Source organism: Sporosarcina sp. BI001-red, from assembly GCF_003384035.1.
GTDB lineage: Bacteria > Bacillota > Bacilli > Bacillales_A > Planococcaceae > Sporosarcina.
The window spans coordinates 24,269-39,940 of record NZ_QQAK01000016.1; the positions used below are offsets into that span (position 1 = coordinate 24,269).

21 protein-coding genes and 2 pseudogenes are annotated in these 15,672 nt (G+C 39.5%); 18 read left to right on the forward strand and 5 right to left on the reverse strand.

Features of this window, described 5'->3' with window-relative positions; translation table 11 throughout:
- Positions 1–19 precede the first annotated feature (19 nt).
- On the reverse strand, positions 20–853 hold the full coding sequence (locus DVB69_RS15530) for a hypothetical protein (protein ID WP_116020037.1): 834 nt from the start codon (positions 851–853) through the stop codon (positions 20–22).
- Between the two features lie 287 nt (positions 854–1,140).
- Between DVB69_RS15530 and DVB69_RS15535 the strand changes: the two genes are divergently transcribed.
- The 9 genes from DVB69_RS15535 to DVB69_RS15575 all read left to right on the forward strand — a co-directional run bounded on the left by DVB69_RS15535 (position 1,141) and on the right by DVB69_RS15575 (position 7,380).
- The gene (locus DVB69_RS15535; RefSeq protein WP_116020038.1) at positions 1,141–1,692 is read left to right on the forward strand and encodes a hypothetical protein; all 552 of its coding nucleotides are present in this window, start codon (positions 1,141–1,143) and stop codon (positions 1,690–1,692) included.
- Between the two features lie 134 nt (positions 1,693–1,826).
- The gene (locus tag DVB69_RS15540) at positions 1,827–2,246 is read left to right on the forward strand and encodes an SWIM zinc finger family protein (RefSeq protein WP_116020039.1); all 420 of its coding nucleotides are present in this window, start codon (positions 1,827–1,829) and stop codon (positions 2,244–2,246) included.
- 809 nt (positions 2,247–3,055) lie between these two features.
- Positions 3,056–3,784 (forward strand): hypothetical protein, encoded by a 729-nt coding sequence (locus DVB69_RS15545; protein WP_116020040.1) that lies wholly within the window; start codon positions 3,056–3,058, stop codon positions 3,782–3,784.
- A 73-nt stretch (positions 3,785–3,857) separates the two neighbouring features.
- Positions 3,858–4,073, forward strand: coding sequence for a hypothetical protein (locus tag DVB69_RS15550; protein WP_147300784.1), 216 nt, complete (start codon positions 3,858–3,860; stop codon positions 4,071–4,073).
- A 162-nt stretch (positions 4,074–4,235) separates the two neighbouring features.
- Entirely contained in the window at positions 4,236–4,790 is a 555-nt protein-coding gene (locus DVB69_RS15555) for a GNAT family N-acetyltransferase (RefSeq protein WP_116020042.1), read from the forward strand.
- Positions 4,791–5,094: 304 nt separating this feature from the next.
- Entirely contained in the window at positions 5,095–5,658 is a 564-nt protein-coding gene (locus DVB69_RS15560; protein ID WP_116020043.1) for an NUDIX hydrolase, read from the forward strand.
- Between the two features lie 339 nt (positions 5,659–5,997).
- Positions 5,998–6,513, forward strand: a complete 516-nt coding sequence (locus DVB69_RS15565) for a GrpB family protein (protein WP_116020044.1) — start codon at positions 5,998–6,000, stop codon at positions 6,511–6,513.
- Positions 6,514–6,623: 110 nt separating this feature from the next.
- Complete coding sequence (locus tag DVB69_RS15570; protein WP_116020045.1) at positions 6,624–7,070, forward strand: GNAT family N-acetyltransferase; 447 nt, start codon at positions 6,624–6,626, stop codon at positions 7,068–7,070.
- Positions 7,071–7,128: 58 nt separating this feature from the next.
- On the forward strand, positions 7,129–7,380 hold the full coding sequence (locus DVB69_RS15575) for a hypothetical protein (RefSeq protein ID WP_116020046.1): 252 nt from the start codon (positions 7,129–7,131) through the stop codon (positions 7,378–7,380).
- Positions 7,381–7,708: 328 nt separating this feature from the next.
- Here the strand turns inward: DVB69_RS15575 and DVB69_RS15580 are convergent, their stop codons facing one another.
- The gene (locus DVB69_RS15580) at positions 7,709–8,479 is read right to left on the reverse strand and encodes a sulfite exporter TauE/SafE family protein (protein WP_116020047.1); all 771 of its coding nucleotides are present in this window, start codon (positions 8,477–8,479) and stop codon (positions 7,709–7,711) included.
- Between the two features lie 540 nt (positions 8,480–9,019).
- Between DVB69_RS15580 and DVB69_RS15585 the strand changes: the two genes are divergently transcribed.
- From DVB69_RS15585 to DVB69_RS15605, 5 genes are all read left to right on the forward strand, one after another.
- On the forward strand, positions 9,020–9,583 hold the full coding sequence (locus DVB69_RS15585) for a DUF6434 domain-containing protein (RefSeq protein WP_116020048.1): 564 nt from the start codon (positions 9,020–9,022) through the stop codon (positions 9,581–9,583).
- 144 nt (positions 9,584–9,727) lie between these two features.
- Positions 9,728–10,012 (forward strand): hypothetical protein, encoded by a 285-nt coding sequence (locus tag DVB69_RS15590; protein ID WP_116020049.1) that lies wholly within the window; start codon positions 9,728–9,730, stop codon positions 10,010–10,012.
- Between the two features lie 149 nt (positions 10,013–10,161).
- Positions 10,162–10,995: a DUF2785 domain-containing protein gene (locus DVB69_RS15595; protein WP_116020050.1), complete on the forward strand. Its 834-nt coding sequence runs from the start codon at positions 10,162–10,164 to the stop codon at positions 10,993–10,995.
- A 98-nt stretch (positions 10,996–11,093) separates the two neighbouring features.
- Positions 11,094–11,321, forward strand: coding sequence for a hypothetical protein (locus DVB69_RS15600; protein ID WP_116020051.1), 228 nt, complete (start codon positions 11,094–11,096; stop codon positions 11,319–11,321).
- 156 nt (positions 11,322–11,477) lie between these two features.
- Positions 11,478–11,771, forward strand: coding sequence for a hypothetical protein (locus DVB69_RS15605; protein ID WP_116020052.1), 294 nt, complete (start codon positions 11,478–11,480; stop codon positions 11,769–11,771).
- Positions 11,772–12,149: 378 nt separating this feature from the next.
- On the opposite strand, the gene DVB69_RS15615 is transcribed toward DVB69_RS15605, so the two are convergent.
- A complete protein-coding gene (locus DVB69_RS15615) occupies positions 12,150–12,578 on the reverse strand; it encodes a HEAT repeat domain-containing protein (RefSeq protein ID WP_116020054.1) in 429 nt (142 codons plus the stop codon).
- Positions 12,579–12,982: 404 nt separating this feature from the next.
- A pseudogene (locus tag DVB69_RS15620) lies at positions 12,983–13,321 on the reverse strand (glycosyl hydrolase family 18 protein); the annotation flags it as partial.
- On the opposite strand from DVB69_RS15620, the gene DVB69_RS15625 reads away from it, so the two are divergent.
- A complete protein-coding gene (locus DVB69_RS15625) occupies positions 13,214–13,720 on the forward strand; it encodes a GrpB family protein (RefSeq protein ID WP_233505429.1) in 507 nt (168 codons plus the stop codon). The pseudogene DVB69_RS15620 and the gene DVB69_RS15625 overlap by 108 nt on opposite strands.
- An 84-nt stretch (positions 13,721–13,804) precedes the next feature.
- Positions 13,805–14,251: a GNAT family N-acetyltransferase gene (locus tag DVB69_RS15630; protein WP_116020055.1), complete on the forward strand. Its 447-nt coding sequence runs from the start codon at positions 13,805–13,807 to the stop codon at positions 14,249–14,251.
- Between the two features lie 6 nt (positions 14,252–14,257).
- Here DVB69_RS15630 and arr read toward each other — a convergent pair whose 3' ends face one another.
- A complete protein-coding gene (gene arr, locus DVB69_RS15635; RefSeq protein WP_116020056.1) occupies positions 14,258–14,674 on the reverse strand; it encodes an NAD(+)--rifampin ADP-ribosyltransferase in 417 nt (138 codons plus the stop codon).
- A gap of 343 nt (positions 14,675–15,017) precedes the next feature.
- Here arr and DVB69_RS15640 point away from each other — a divergent pair, with 343 nt between their 5' ends.
- Together DVB69_RS15640 and DVB69_RS15645 are read left to right on the forward strand one after the other, a co-directional pair.
- On the forward strand, positions 15,018–15,263 hold the full coding sequence (locus DVB69_RS15640; protein ID WP_199562883.1) for a hypothetical protein: 246 nt from the start codon (positions 15,018–15,020) through the stop codon (positions 15,261–15,263).
- Positions 15,264–15,327: 64 nt separating this feature from the next.
- Positions 15,328–15,578, forward strand: a pseudogene (locus DVB69_RS15645) (integrase core domain-containing protein); the annotation flags it as partial.
- Positions 15,579–15,672 lie beyond the last annotated feature (94 nt).

Below are 15,672 nucleotides of genomic sequence, written 5' to 3' on the forward strand. Positions count from 1 at the left end.
AATGAACTCATGAAGTATGTTATGAAAAATCAATCGGTCCTATCGAAGTTATCTCCCTACCCCCAGGCAAACAAAAATCATCAACTGAAACGGAATACTCTTGATAGATATCGGAAAACAGTTCATCACTAATAAGCTGCCGGAGCACACCCTTGAAGTATCCTGGCAAGTTGCGGATTGTTTTTGTTTTCTGTGCCATGACCGCGATGCGAGTGGCACGGTGAGCTAATTCCTCGAATAATGGACCTTTCTCTTGATGGATTTCAAACTTCAGCATTTTTCTAGATAGGGCTCGATGGATACCGAAAAATTCACGTGCTTTGGAAGCATCTCCGCTGATTGACAATAAGGACTTCATCTTCCCGAATAGTGTTGTGGATAACTTTTCTGCCACAGGCTGAGACGTCTTTATAGGATCTTTAAGATTTTTAGATTGATAGAAAGAAGGTTCGTTTTCGAAATGTGGCGTTGAAACCTCGCTCTCATCTGCTTCTTTCCCGTTTGTTCCCCTGTCCAAATTCCCCTGGTCATCTACAGGCAAAATGACGTAGATGTTAGCGCCAAGGCCACTCATTACAGGACGTACATAATGAATTCTCTCGATGATTCGGAGCTTTTCTAGCTTGCGAAGTGTACGGCGTACAGTGGAATTCGAAAGGTTTAATTTCTTTTCGATTGTTTCGTGTTTCAAGTGTGCAGCTAAGTATTTCACTGAATAACAACGGATCATCTCAAGTACCGCGCGATCGGTTTTGTTCACCATGTTCCAGTGGATGTCGAGATGCATTCTTGCAGCTGCGTCCATTTCTTCTTTACTGTTGAATTTTGCGTAGTTTGATAAGTAGTGTGTCATTTTTAAATCCCCCTTTTGTCTCTATATAGAGTTGAGGGGGCAAAAAGTAGACAGGCGGTTAGGATTTTCTTTAGGAATGTATGCTTTTGTAAGATACAATTCGGACACTAGTTAAAATTGTGTTGAAGCTTTTCCTTGCAGCGGCGACAGATATCCCAGGAGAATTCGATTAGGATCGCCCCGGTAGCTTGCCGAGATTCATCATAAGTGAAGTAAACAAATAATTCAGGATACAGTTGTAACTTCTGTCAACCCATCCCGTCTGTATTAAAGAAGGGGCGGTGTGAATGAAAAAGTTTACTCTTTTAATAGTAGTCGTTGCACTTGTATTAGTGGGATGTATAAAAAATTTTACAAATCCAAAAGATTCATCTTCCAAAGAGACGGGGTCTCCTATTCAAATTATGTCAGAAGATATGCCGAATGACTTTGGATTTTCTATATCCTTTGGTATTGGAAAGAACAACGAAGTCAACACATTCACTGATACAGTGACTAAGGATTTAATAGAAGATGGCACAATAACCACGGATGTGGCCCTAACAGATGAGGAAATGTCTGAGATTTACGAGAAAATGAAAGAAGTTAATATCACAGAACCCAAAGATTTTTCACCCGAGCCTATAAACGGTTCCATGTGTGAACAAAGTCCATTCGAAGAGGATGAATGGAAAATTACGATGAACGGTGAAACCATAACTCATTCTGTTTCAGGGAAACACTGCGAACCTACCTATGATGCACAGCATTTACTTGAGTTACGAAATTTCATAGTTAGTAAAATTAGAAGTAAGAAAGAATATATAGTACTTCCCGAAGCTAAAGGCGGGTATGACTAATTGTTTTCAGGCAGGACTCTGGCCAATCGTTTGGTTGAAATGCTCTGCCAATCTCAATAACTCTAAGGTTAATGGGGGATACTAATTTCAATCATTCGAATGAAATTAAAGCAACAAACAGGAGGAATACCGCAATGAAACTGCTCACGTTCGAAGAAAACATTCGAAACGTAATTCTTAAGAGAGGAATGACTTATTATAGGGAAGGTAGAGTGGACAATGTTGTGGAAATGCCAGGAAATCGGTTTGCCGGGGTAGTGGCGGGAAGTGAAGTGTATGAAGTCGACTGCAAAGTGGATTCGAGTGGAGTGATACTCTATTCCTATTGCACCTGCCCCTATGATCTGAGCTCAGTTTGTAAACATGAAGTGGCGTTCTACCTGTATTTGAGGAACACGCTTGAAGTGGTAAAGGACAGTGGTGAGAAAGACGGAGCTGGAATGCGACGTGTACTGCTGGATGTGCCGAAATCTGAACTCGTCGACCTACTCATGTTGCTTGCGGATGAAGACGATGAAATTTTGTTGGAAATACATCGGTTTTTAGAGAGATGAACAGAGTGGCAACTAAACCAAATCTTCTAGTTATGGGGTACATAGATGCTCGATTATTAGAAAAAAGCTAGTGTTGATGGATTTTCATCATGCACTGGCTTTTTTAATATAGTGACAGTGCGGATACAATTTTGACCTGAAGACTGAATGATTTGTGCAGTGTTCAGTGTTTTAAGGGTAGGCTTTTATTCCAATAGTTCACCTCGTTTTTCTCCTTCTCTCTTGTTCTCGTAATGCCGCTTTCGTTACTTCCTCATACTCATTCCTTTACGATGGCTACAAATCTAACAATAACAGCCTGAATATCAAGACATCATTCCACAGTTTCAGTTTTTCCTCTTCCGTGTTTGGATGAGGTTTGTCATTTCAATGAACTAGAATTCCTTAAGATTTATGAGCTTGAACGTGACTTCATCTTGAAACTAGTTAAAATCGATATTGGATTATTCGAAACTCAATGATAGGATAGAGATAAGGAAAAATTTATCAATTAAGACTTAATCCGCATGAATAAGTGAACTACATGTACATTTGGGGGATGACTCTCAAACAGCTCCACGAGTGAAGGAAACCAGTGAGAGTTTCTAAAGTGAATCTGATTTGCCTCCTGACCATCAGAGGATTAGGGAAGGCAAGGATCGCATTCCGTGTTCTGGAGTGTGTTGCGATTCTTGGATTATTGGTACGTACGGATAAGCTGTAGCCAGTCATTTTGCTGATTCCACTAATCCTTTACACCCTTATTTTGATGGGAGTATAGGAACTCATTCGTTTATACGACATTGAATTTGAAAAAGGGAGATTAAAAGATGGTCACTAAAAGTGTAACGCGTGGTTCACTCGCTCTGATTTTAATGAGCTCCCTATTGTTTGGTTGCTCCATGGACCAATCGGAACTGAAAAAAGAACGAGGTACGGGTTTGGCGTATAGCGAGTACTTCAAGGGATATGATGGCTTGGATGAAAGGGAGGACGTTACGTATTACAAGCCCGTTCAACTGGATGAAGCAGACACTTCCTTGCCGGAGGTAGTTCGGTCTAGGGTGCATGAACTGAATCCAGACAAACTCCCGTTCAATGTCGATGAAGAGAAAGCCTATCTCGTCACTTCAAAAGACAAAGACGGAAAACTGAGGAATCAGGTCCAGATCAGCTATATCGGGAAAGACGAGTATGAGCAACCGGAAGCATTCTTGATCATCTCCATCACCGATTCCGATAAAGACCCTTTGGCTTCTTTCGCGGGGACTGACAAGGTGGATACGGTAGGAAACGAATTCAAAAAAGAGCAGCTGACGGAAGACGTCCCCATTTACCAGCAGATACTTACAACTGACAGTGCACTGATCTACAAGTATTACGAGGAAACTGAAAAAGGAATTGCGACTGTTGGGACCTCTGCAAATGAATTCTACACCTATTACAAGGGACACATTTATCACATCGGGTATTGGATCGATAGAGACAAGAAAGACGAGAATATGCAAGAAACGATGCTGCAACTGGTTCGTGAATACATCCTATCGCCACATGAGTAGTCTAAAGGGGAATAACGAGTTTCTTATTGAGCCCGATAATTAAATGGAACGTCATAGGAAAGGGGAAGATGAAATGGATCTTTGGTTGATGATGAAAGACCGTTCCATGGTTCTTTCTTTTTTTATAATTTTTATTCTACTAAGCCTCTTTCTACTAGTAGCCGCTCGTAAAAAGCGTTCGGAGATGCCTAAAACTTTAACTGTACTCATTACGGTAGTCGGGACGATCATTATTGTTCTATCGCTGTGTGCAATCGTGATCGCAGGAACGTTTGGATATAATTCTTGAAATGCACTAAAAGGGTTTGACGACAGGTTTCTGAAACCAACAATTGTGCTTGAAAGTAAGAATCAGAACTCATCTTATTCTATTGTCGGAGGAAATGTTGGACCTGTATGGGTAGGAGAATGGCTAGGATTCCAATCCTACTAGATTTAGGGAGGGATTAAAGTGTTGAAGTGTTCATTAGTTCCGCATGACAAAAGCTATGCCAAATCCATGTCATCACTCACGTCAGCCCCCAAAGTGAAAGGTGCATTGGGGCTTACAGATGAGCAAACTTCGCTTGAAGGAACTCTTAGTTTCATTGAGTTTGTTCAGGAACAAGAAAAGATTGGCAAGCAGTATTCAAGAGTCATCCTAGATGAAACCGGAGAGTTAATCGGGGTCATCACACTGAAAGATATTGAGCCTACTAAGAAAACTTGCTATATAGGCACGTGGATAGGGCATCCATATTGGGGAAAAGGATTTAACGCTTTGGCTAAATCTGAAATTCTATACACCGCTTTTACCCTTTTCGATTTGGACTACGTATTTGCTGGAGCAAAGTTATCAAATATCCGTTCACAAAAAGCTCAAGAAAAGCTTCCTTATATTAGAATCGATGTACAAACGGAATTTCTAGATAATCTTATCAATATGGAGTTGCAATTGAATGAACCGTGTATGCTGAATGTGATTGAGAGAAAGATGTTTATGAATTGGTATTTAACCCACAACTAAATGTTCTTTTCAAAAATTAGTGCAGGGGGCGTAAGGAATTTTTCTTGCAAATAGGTAGGTTGTAGAGGTGAGGAATTCATATGAAAAAGGTGATACTTATAGGTTCAGGGGGGATATGGTAAATCGACACTGGCAAGAAAATTAGGTGTAAGGTTGAATATACCTGTTTATCATATGGATGCATTGTTTTAGCAACCTAAAATGGAACACAATTGCGCTGTAAGCGGGCAGATTTTTGTTGGAAGAGAATACTTTAGTATCGTCGACTAGCTTCTCTGTAAATATAAAAAGTGGGAGGGCACCTATGAGTAAATGGAAAACGATAAAAACAGAGTATCTTCATAAAAGTCCTTATGGGAATATAAGAAAAGATAGGTGTGAACTTCCTAATGGTAATATGATAGATGATTATTATGTAAATGAATACGCCGATTGGTTAAATGCAGTCGTCGTCACTAAAGACCAAAAGATTGTGTTAGTAGAACAATACCGCCATGCAGGAGGAGATTTTTTCGTAGAAGTCCCTGCTGGAAAAATAGAAAGCAATGAAACGGCCGAAGCAGGTTTAACTCGGGAAGTACGGGAAGAGACCGGTTATACCTCCTTAAGAAAGCCTATATTACTTGGGGAATTCATGGTGAATCCAGCTATACAAACTAATAAAGTTAAAACCTTTTTACTCCTAGAAGCGTTTAAAGCGTATGAGCAGGATTTGGATGATACTGAAGATATAAAAGTTAGATTATATGATTTTGATTTCTTTGGAAAGCAAATACTAACCAATCAAATCAACACACAATTATTTACGGTAACCGCTTATTTTTTAGCTAAAGACTTTATCCATGAACACTTGTCTGAAAAAAGTTGATGCGATCCATAAGTTTTTCTATCAATAAGTGAATGTGCTGCAATTGCCTTTGATAACCTAAGAATAGTCGTAGGAGAAGGTCATTCTTATGAGTTCTCATGCGCTTGTGGTGGAAGAATATGGGGTACTTAGTAACACGCACACTAGACACAATTTTGAATTGGAACGGTATCGTTAGTTTACATATAGTTTAGATAACACCTTCAATCTATATTTAAGACGTATCCCTAGATAGGAGAAAGACATGCAATTATCACAATTCTATATAGATTATTATATCTAATGATCAGTTTAGATAGGATGAGAACTAACCAATTTAAATTAGAAAGGTAGATCTTTATGGAGTCCGAAAGAAAAGTGGAGGTACTTCCTTACTCATCAACATGGCCAACCGAATTTCAGAATGAAGCCGGTGCGTTACAAAAGATTTTTGGTTCGGAGCTACTAGAAGTCCATCATATCGGCAGTACAGCAGTGGTTGGATTGTCTGCAAAGCCGGTGATCGATCTGTTGCTAGTCGTTCAATCGATTTCACGTGTCGATGAATGGAATGAGGCGATGCGTGATATTGGGTATGAAGCTAAAGGTGAAAATGGAATTGAAGGAAGACGCTACTTTCAAAAGGGTAGCAATGCGAGGAGTCATCACGTTCACGTCTTTGAAAAAGGAAGTCCTGCCATTACTCGTCATCTTTTGTTTCGAGATTTTTTAAGAGCGCATCCTGCTCGCGCGATGGAATATGGAGAGTTGAAAACACGATTAGCCGGGCAATATCCGTATGACATCGAGAAGTATATAGATGGGAAATCAGATATAATCCGACGAATTGAATCTGACGCAGCCCAGTGGTCTTGATAATCGTTTGAAGTGGTGGATTTCTGTCCATGATACGGCAGAAAAAATCTAGAAATGGTTCTAAGTTGTATGGTACATAAGAGCGTCATACTGTGAAAGAGGTAGCACTGATGAAATATGACATCTTACACGTAAGCGAAGAAAATAGAACAGAGATGCTAGCATTACGTGTGGCAAAAAATCAGCGGGGCTTTATCGAAACAATAGAAGAATGCCTAGCAGAAGCCGAGCAATGGAAGGAATTTCGTCCAGTTGGTTTGTATGTCGATAACGAGCCTGTTGGCTTTGCGATGTATGGTTCCTTAAAGGATAGCCAGGAAGGCAACAATCTTTGGATTGATAGAATCCTGATCGATGAGCAGTTTCAAAGTAGAGGTTTCGGGCGTATGTTTATGAAGTTGCTAATTGAGCGGGTGCTGAAGGAATATGGGGAGCAACCGATTTACTTGAGTGTTTTTACAAAGAATCGGGGTGCAGTACACTTGTATGAAACGCTCGGTTTTGTATTTATCGGAGAATATGATACAGCTGGTGAAGAGATTATGCGGAAGGGGTAGTAATAATGGCTTGAATAGAAGTTCTGGCAGATCCATTTGAAGAGGATCAAAAGGATGGATGGAACAGTTTAAGGGGCGTTCAGATAATAAGGAGTCTGAAATGTGGTTACCTCTTAGCTCCACTGGTGAAATGATGAATACTCAGTTCGAAACAACTTTGGATCGATTTAGTGGTCTGGAAGATGTATGGGAAGGCCCACTGTATGTTTGTACTACGGCAGATCGATTCGATGAGTCCGAGGGGCCCATCTACAATAAGTATCCAAATGGAATGGGATCGAATGTATTCATTGGTGGAATTGAGAGGTGATTTGGAAGCCAGCGCGTCACATGCAAGTACCAATATTCAGGAGGAGACGTGAGGGACGCCATCAAACACCTGTCGATAAACACAAATAAAAGCAACCTTCCTACGCTCAAATAGGCGCAGGTAGGTTGCTTTTTTCTCATAAAGATGCACAGATTGGAGACGAAGTTCGTTTATTGGCGGATCAGTTGTCAAGTAACTTTTGAAAGAAGGAAGCTACATGGACATCTTGAACGCAGCTAAATGGAATTACAAAGCACCGTTTATATGAATCAACCTAGTTAATTCAACAGTGTTTGGGGCTATGCGGTGCCCCGTGATACTTAGGGGTTTACGCTCCTAACACTAAAGTTGCCAACATATAGACGGATGATGCGATGGTGATAATTGCAATCAGTAATTTTAACTGAGGTATCGGAACTTTGTTTGCAATCCGTGTACCCATTAGAATTCCGAGCACAGAGCCAATCAAGCTGGCGACAATTAGTATCGCGGTCGAGTCCATAGTGGCACGGGAGAAGTAACCTGCCATGGAAGGGATGGCAATAATGACGGAGTTCAAGAGACCTACGCCGACCGCCACTCTAATGTTGACGCCAAGACTCGCTAGCAACGGTACCAATAATATCGGTCCGCCAGCTCCTGTTAGCGCGCAGATGACTGCTGTCAAAAATCCAAGTAGCATAACGAATAAGCGATGATCTAATAGAGATGAACGCTTTTGCTCGGCATCTGCCCTATTTTTCTTAAACAGAATGGATAATCCCGCGAGCAGGACGAATAGATAAAGGAAAAGCTTTACTAGGAAAACGGATGTTAAGACATTGATTTGAACACCTAAAAAAGCTCCAGGAAGGCTGCCGATACTTAAAAATAGGGCAATTTTCAAATCCATGTGCTTCATCTTCCAATAAGAGTAGGCTCCGAGGACGCCTGAGACGGCAAACGCTAAAAAACTCAGTGCAAGGGAGTCATGTACAGGCATGTGTAAAAAACCAACGTAAATTAATGGCAATAGGAAACCGGCAATCCCGGATATCCCTAAAAAGATGCCAATCACCAAGTTGGCAAGTAAGACGATACAAAAAAGAAGAATGGACATAAGTTAGACCTCGATTGTTCTTACCCCTAGTAAAGGACTGAATGCACCTGTGCACCGCACAACTCAGACACTAATGGGAGTTATTTTTAATCTTTGTGGTTTACAGGTAATGTACCACTCGTGACCTGTTTTTTACCACCCAGTGACATAGAGTGTACCAGTGAGGGACAATAACCTTTGCTACTTTAGACTTTCTGGATAATTAAAGGGAATAAATATACTTTTCAGAAATGGAAGTGTTATACTTGATACACAAACTTGGCTAATTCGTAATAAAGACTTTATGCCGTAAACGGACCACTGATAATGGAATAATTCCGTCACACCATATTGTAATGAAAAAGATAGGGGGTAGTATATATGGGGATTCCAAAACAAAAAATCAGAAGTGTCTTAGAGAAAGTTACGAGAAATATACAAATCCATGAATCTGTACTACTTAAGGAAAACTCTAGCGGAGATTTTTCATATCATCATGACGATCTACATAAGGACAATTTTGCGATATAAATTGAATATAAAATAGGGGTAGGGTATAAAGTGAGGCCTGAATTAGAAAAAGAATTAAATGTAAATGAATTTCAAGATTTTTATTGGTTGAAAGAAGAATTACAAACCTTTTGCAAAGAACATGGTATGAGTGCGTCTGGTTCTAAAATTGAAATCATAGACAGAATTTCAATATTTCTTGAAACAGGAAAAATACAAAAGCCAATCAGGAAAAGAAGTCCTTCCTTGCAAGAAATAAAATTGGAAGAGTTAGGATTAGATACGGTAATTATAGAAAACCATCGTTGTAGTCAAGTAGTTAGAGCTTTCTTTAAATCAGTAATTCCTAAATTTCATTTCTCCACGTATATTCAAAATTATTTCAAAGAAAATATAGGGAAAACGTATCAGGATGTTGTGGATGCATGGTACGAGGAAGAGGTAAGGAAAAAGGACCCATTCTACAAAAGAAAAATAGGTTCACAATTTGAATACAACCAATTTACTAGAGATTATTTTGCGGATCCTAAAAACAATAATAAAAACAGAGAAGATGCAATTGAAGCTTGGAATGTTATTAAAGCTTTACCTGGCAGCAATAAATATAAAAGATAAAAATTTCGCATCACTTTTTTTAGTATAACTAGTACTTAAAAGTACTGTTACAGAATTGGGCAGATTTGTTGCGATTATGAAACGATTCACTATATCGTTCTGTCTCTATTAGTAAGAATTTTCAGTACGAACGGAGGTATAGGAATGTGGTTACTATTTGGGGCCATCGCAATAATAGCAACTTGTATAAATCTTTATATGTATAGAGCGGGCAAAGATTATAAATTGGCAATGGCAATGGGATTATCATTTACAGCACTGACCATTGTTGCAGATTACAGTATGGTGTCCGATTGGGTAAAGGCGGAAGATTGGTCTGCTTTATTAGATGTAGTGCCCGGTATGGCAATGGCATTATGGGTCTTGACGATTATATCGATTTTGTTAAATATAACGCCTATACTTTTAGAGCTAAAGAATAAAAAATAATTGCTTATAGTTGCATCATTTATAGGATGCGCAATTATTGTGTAAAACTTTACGTAGAACTAAGGGAGATACTTGTCGCATAAGCTTTGTGCTTCAACCTATCCAGAATAACGCCCAATACATAGAAAAAGTAGAAATGAGGTGGATCAATGGAAGAGCTAAAGCGCCAATTAATAGAGATTAAAAAAAGTGACTACAATTTCACTGGTTATGATCTCAATAAGTTGATTTTAGAAATGCTAAAGGACATTGGATCAACAGACAGTGAACTGCGTGATGAATTGATTTATATTACATTTGGTCAATTGATCAGGATAAAAAATGTTCTAACCAAGAACCAGATAAAACAACTTTTAGATAGTTGTGTTGATGATCAACATCTATTTTATAAGTTAGGAGAAAGTGAAACTGATTCTGTATTTGTAAGGTCATTCTCAGTATTGATTTTACCTCTTATTCTGAATGTAGATCAGCACGACTCCTTTTTGTCCGAAAGTGAAATAAAGTACGTACGAAAACGGCTTTTCACTTATGTCAGGAAAGAAAAAGATGTAAGAGGATATGTAGAGGGGAAGGGATGGGCACATTCTTTGGCTCATGCTGCCGATGCATTGGGGGAGATTGCCAAGCATCGCTACATACATGAAGATGATTTAATAGAGCTATTGGAAGTTATTAATGCTAAAGTTCTTTATTCTACTTCTGTTTATACTCACAATGAAGATGAGCGCTTGGCACTCTCAGCTTTTGAAACAATCGATAGAGGGTTATTAAGTGATCAACAAATTGTAAATTGGATTAACAATTTGAAAATTCAATTAGACACTCAAAAGAAACTTGTACCTGACCTTAACGGCGTGTATCTTAAGCTGAATGTACGAAATTTCCTATACAATTTATATTTTCGCCTTTGCTATAACAATGTGGGGATTACTCTCCAAAAAGAGATTGAAAAAGTGTTGGACTCCATTCGAGACTTTTAATGAGCAATGCAGCAAGCAAACTAATGCCTTTGGGACAGAATAGTTAGTCGTTTAGTTTAATAAGAACATTCATGTCACTTTTTCAGGGGGGATTTTTAGTGAGAATTATGAGAGGCGTTGCTTTTGTTTTTGTAGTTCTGGTTGTAACTTGGGCTTTTATTACTGGTATAAATAGTTTTTCACCCTTCATGCTATTACTTGTCGGGGCTGTACTATTAATCGCGGGTTTATTAGATTTGAAGCTAAAACGAAAGATAAACGCCATTATTTCATTTACCGCAACAGCGATTGTACTTTCCGCCTCGACCTATATTATCTTAACCTAACGGGGCGATAGCGGTGTCACACGACTTTGTGCAATAGGGCCATTTAACAGCATAAGATTAGTGCCCCAAACGGTCCAAACTTTATTGAATGCTGAAACTTAAAAGGCATTCATCCGTATAAATTAGTAAAGAAAATGAGATAAGGGGGGATAAAAGATGGCTACTTGGTTAATTACAATTGGTGTGTTCGTTGTTATGTTGTTTTTTTTCAATATGCTCATGGGATATCGAAAAGGGAATATTTCGTTAGAGTTGGATGGTAGATATACAAATCTCACGGATCAGGCAAATGCAGTTACTGATGAATTAAAAAAACAAGGAAAAACTGCGGAATATAAGGGAGACGGTCAGTACTTAGTTGATGGACGTTCTTATGTCGTACTAAAACGCCAGGTTTCAATGGGTGGAGTTCCACTTGAGAGAACAGTATTAGTCCCACAAAAAAAGTAATAATCGACCTTTTTCATCTGCAGGAAAGACTGTATAGAATTCCTATATGGTCTTTCTTTTTTGAAATGATGGATATTGTTTTAAATAGTCATGGCAGTTGTTGACGTGGGGGAAAAGTTGGAGATAACTTCAGGGGCTCACCTATCACTATAAAATGATCAAATTGCTTATGCAGCTCTTTTATCTAATTGAAGTAACGAACTAGGTTAGTTGAATAAGGTGTATGTTTTATCATTAAACAAAAATGATAGATGATCAAAGAAAAGAAGTAATCCAATTGAATAGTAGTTTCGATGAGACGTTCCGTTAGATAAGAATAAGCCATTTCCTCCACAATCGGAGGGAATGGCTTTCCTTCATAAATCGCAAAACTACTGATTACAGTTTTGCCCAACGTTCCTCTAACCAGTCCATAAATTGTTCACCTTTGTCGCCTTCATACGCATCAAAGACATCTAGACGCATCCGTTTTAGTTTATCCGCAAAGTCTGCCAAGGTATGGTCCTTCGGCAAGCTCTTTTTCACCCGTAGGAAAATCTTGTCTGTGCCTTTGATAATATCAAAACGTGCAGGTGATGGTTTCTCTACGTCCTCGCCAAACGCCGCAAGTGCTTCATAGGCTGCTACTTGCACCTTGTTGACAGTATCATGCTGCATACGGTTTTTTAATAGATCTATGACTTTTTCATGTTGATAAGCCGATAACATTTCCACTGCTTCTAAACGCTCTCGCCAGCTAGACGTATAATTGGCCTGTTTTTTTAATGTTTCATACTGCTCAGGTAATTCTGTTTCAAATTGTTTCAAGTAATTGCACCTCTTTTTTTAACTAAAGGAAAAATGAATTCTTCTTCTTTTGCTACTCTTATTATACGGTGTCTGGGTGAAAATAGCGATGAATCGTTGGTAAGGATATATATAGAAAATGGAAACTAACTACATTTGGAAATTATAGTGACTTTTTATCACTAGTAGAACGTGAGGTAGAAGACTCACTTGACTTATATATACGTACAATCAGTTAAACAGCATCTCAATCGTAAACAACTGCTACCCATTGTTCACGAAGCGTTTGCCAAGCAAACGAGTAACTCATGGTGTGCAAGAAACAAACATGAGAGTTTGACAGCATGAAACACTGTCATAAGACTAAAAAAAGCCAGGACTTCACTGAATTCATCATTCAATGAAGTCCTGGCTTTTTTTGTGTGCTACAATCTCTTCCGAATCGTGAAATTGTCTTCGAGCAATAACCAACTTTGCGGGAACGGATAGCCCAATACCCAGTAACTGATGCCGCGTAAATTATACTTTTTCACCAGATCGAACTTTGCCTGGGCGCTACGGGCGTCTTCGAACCATACTTCATGGGTGTGACCTGCAGCATCGTTGTACCGGTAGAACGGAGATTGCGCGACCGAATCGTATTGAATGGCCACTTGGTGCTGGATGGCGCGAAGGGTCGCTTCTTGCGGACTGAATGTTTCCGCTTCCTGTCCCTGGACGAAGGGCAGGAGCCAATCGCGTGCGTAAATCTCGAAGTCCATCATATCGGTAGTACAGCAGTGAGCGGATTGTCTGCAAAGCCGGTGATCGACCTGTTGCTAGTCGTTCAATCGATTTCACGTGTAGATCAAGTGAATGAGGCGATGCGTGATATTGGGTATGAAGCCAAAGGTGAAAATGGAATTAAAGGAAGGCGCTTTTTTCAAAAGGGTGGCAATGCGAGGAGTCATCACGTTCACGTATTTGAAGAAGGAAGTCCTGCCATTACTCGTCATCTTTTGTTTCGAGATTTTTTAAGAGCGTATCCTACTCGCGCGAAGGAATATGGGGAGTTGAAAACACGATTAGCCGTGCAATATCCGTTTGATATCTATAAGTATATAGAAGGAAAATCGGAGTTAATCCAACAAATTGAATCGGATGCTGCTCACTGGTCTCGGTAATCGTTAGAGGTGGGGGATTCGTGTTCGTGACAAGGCATTAAATGTAGTACATAAGAGCGTCACACTGGAAAAGGAGAAGAGCTCATGAACTATGACATCCGACACGTACGTGAAGAAAATAGAAGAGAGTTGTTATCTTTACGTGTGGCTGAAGATCAGCTGGGCTTCATCGAACCCATAGAAGAGTGCTTATTGGATGCGGAGAAATGGACGGAATTTCGGCCAGTTGGGTTATATGTCGATAACGTTCCCGTTGGCTTTGCGATGTATGGATCTTTACGGGATAGCCAAGGAGGAACCAATCTTTGGATTGACCGCATGCTGATTGATGAACGGTATCAGAGAAGAGGATACGGTCGTCGATTTATGGAATTACTCATTGAACGAGTATTGAAAGAATATGGAGAGCAGCCGATTTACTTAAGTGTTTACGCGGAAAATCAGGGTGCACTCCGGTTGTATGAAATGCTAGGTTTCGTATTAATCGGTGAATATGATGCAGATGGTGAAGAGATTATGCGTAAGGACTAGTAGCCATTAATCATAAATGGTCGCTTTCCCTTGTTCACGCAACGTGTTCAAAGATGTCATCATATAAGTGATTTCTTCATCGGTATGGCGTTCCCATTTACCCAACTCAGCTATTATTTTTACCGGTGATTTAGAACGGTAGGAACGTGCCGCATTGCCTGGGAATCGTTTGTCCGTCACGTTAGGGTCGTTTTCGAAGTTGCCTGTCGGTTCGACAATGTAAATTCGTTCCTTGGATCCAGAAGTGGCTAGTTTAGCGCCCCATTTGGCGGCATCAATGGTTGCGGTGACATAGATATGGTTGGACTTTTTGTCCTGATAATTCGATTCATAGAGTGGCTTGAGAAAGTCCCCGATCTGCAGTTCCGCTTTCGTACCATGAAAGAAAGTCCCCTTCTCTTGTAACGTTGTTTGGTTGTCCATTCAACTTTACTCCTTCTATTGCAAATTTGTATGTATCAGTATAGGGCAGCAGGTAGTCTATTAGTGATTTTTCCGTTTTGGTATAATGGAAGCAAAGGGAGTACTGTCGTACGGCAAATGGGCAGGCTCTTTAAAAGTATATGTTCAGTTAATTGGTGGAAACTAAGTTTCTTAACACTTTTTATGGGCTTGGTGTATAGAAAACAATTTTTTTTATGTCAAAATTTGCTTAACGTATGTTTTCCGCGAAATGTTGGTGATACCCCTATATCAATAACACAATATATCTTTTATTAGTACAGTGGGCAAAGCACCGACATCCTAACAAAACACATGGTGGAGAATGAATAAATATTGGCATGAAATGTATGAGAAGAGATGGGTGTTCATGGCAGATGGACATAGCCTCGTAAACTTGAGAAGAATAAAAATCATTCGGCACCCTAAATTACAGATTTCTAAAAATCCCTTCTTGCACGAAGCGTATTTTGTAAAAAGAAAAATGAAATTACAATCACTGGTTGCCGCCAGAAATGGTGAAGAAATGCTTGAGCCGTATGAGCGGGAAACTCTCACGTACGGTTCTTAGACGGAGGAAAGGGAGTAATCCCTTTTCTTTAGTCGATTATACAAGCCACGAATAGCGTGAAACCTTGGTATCCCTAGGAATACGGCAGTCCTTCTCCGCTAAAGGTTGCCCATATGATAATGCGCCTATTGAAAGTTTTCATGCTATATTGAAAAAGGAATTCGTCTATCGAACCCTATTTAAGTCTCTTTTAAAGATGCAAGAACACAACTATTTCAGTATATTGATGGGCGTTATAATCGAAATCAAATTCACTCCGCTTTAGGGTATAGAAAGCCTCAGCAAATGGAGGATTTCTTGTCCTCAGCAGCATAATAAAGTCTTCTTTTTGTGTCCATCTACTTGACAGAAGTCCACTAGATTATAAAAAATTGCAGGGTATATTTCATGACTGTCGTCTAACTATATG

Bases quoted from the DNA above. Each gene is read 5' to 3' on its own strand.
- DVB69_RS15530 (WP_116020037.1), bottom strand. From the start codon at position 853: ATGACACACTACTTATCAAACTACGCAAAATTCAACAGTAAAGAAGAA.
- DVB69_RS15535 (WP_116020038.1), top strand. From the start codon at position 1,141: ATGAAAAAGTTTACTCTTTTAATAGTAGTCGTTGCACTTGTATTAGTG.
- DVB69_RS15540 (WP_116020039.1), top strand. From the start codon at position 1,827: ATGAAACTGCTCACGTTCGAAGAAAACATTCGAAACGTAATTCTTAAG.
- DVB69_RS15545 (WP_116020040.1), top strand. From the start codon at position 3,056: ATGGTCACTAAAAGTGTAACGCGTGGTTCACTCGCTCTGATTTTAATG.
- DVB69_RS15550 (WP_147300784.1), top strand. From the start codon at position 3,858: ATGGATCTTTGGTTGATGATGAAAGACCGTTCCATGGTTCTTTCTTTT.
- DVB69_RS15560 (WP_116020043.1), top strand. From the start codon at position 5,095: ATGAGTAAATGGAAAACGATAAAAACAGAGTATCTTCATAAAAGTCCT.
- DVB69_RS15565 (WP_116020044.1), top strand. From the start codon at position 5,998: ATGGAGTCCGAAAGAAAAGTGGAGGTACTTCCTTACTCATCAACATGG.
- DVB69_RS15570 (WP_116020045.1), top strand. From the start codon at position 6,624: ATGAAATATGACATCTTACACGTAAGCGAAGAAAATAGAACAGAGATG.
- DVB69_RS15575 (WP_116020046.1), top strand. From the start codon at position 7,129: ATGGAACAGTTTAAGGGGCGTTCAGATAATAAGGAGTCTGAAATGTGG.
- DVB69_RS15580 (WP_116020047.1), bottom strand. From the start codon at position 8,479: ATGTCCATTCTTCTTTTTTGTATCGTCTTACTTGCCAACTTGGTGATT.
- DVB69_RS15590 (WP_116020049.1), top strand. From the start codon at position 9,728: ATGTGGTTACTATTTGGGGCCATCGCAATAATAGCAACTTGTATAAAT.
- DVB69_RS15595 (WP_116020050.1), top strand. From the start codon at position 10,162: ATGGAAGAGCTAAAGCGCCAATTAATAGAGATTAAAAAAAGTGACTAC.
- DVB69_RS15605 (WP_116020052.1), top strand. From the start codon at position 11,478: ATGGCTACTTGGTTAATTACAATTGGTGTGTTCGTTGTTATGTTGTTT.
- DVB69_RS15630 (WP_116020055.1), top strand. From the start codon at position 13,805: ATGAACTATGACATCCGACACGTACGTGAAGAAAATAGAAGAGAGTTG.
- arr (WP_116020056.1), bottom strand. From the start codon at position 14,674: ATGGACAACCAAACAACGTTACAAGAGAAGGGGACTTTCTTTCATGGT.
- DVB69_RS15640 (WP_199562883.1), top strand. From the start codon at position 15,018: ATGAATAAATATTGGCATGAAATGTATGAGAAGAGATGGGTGTTCATG.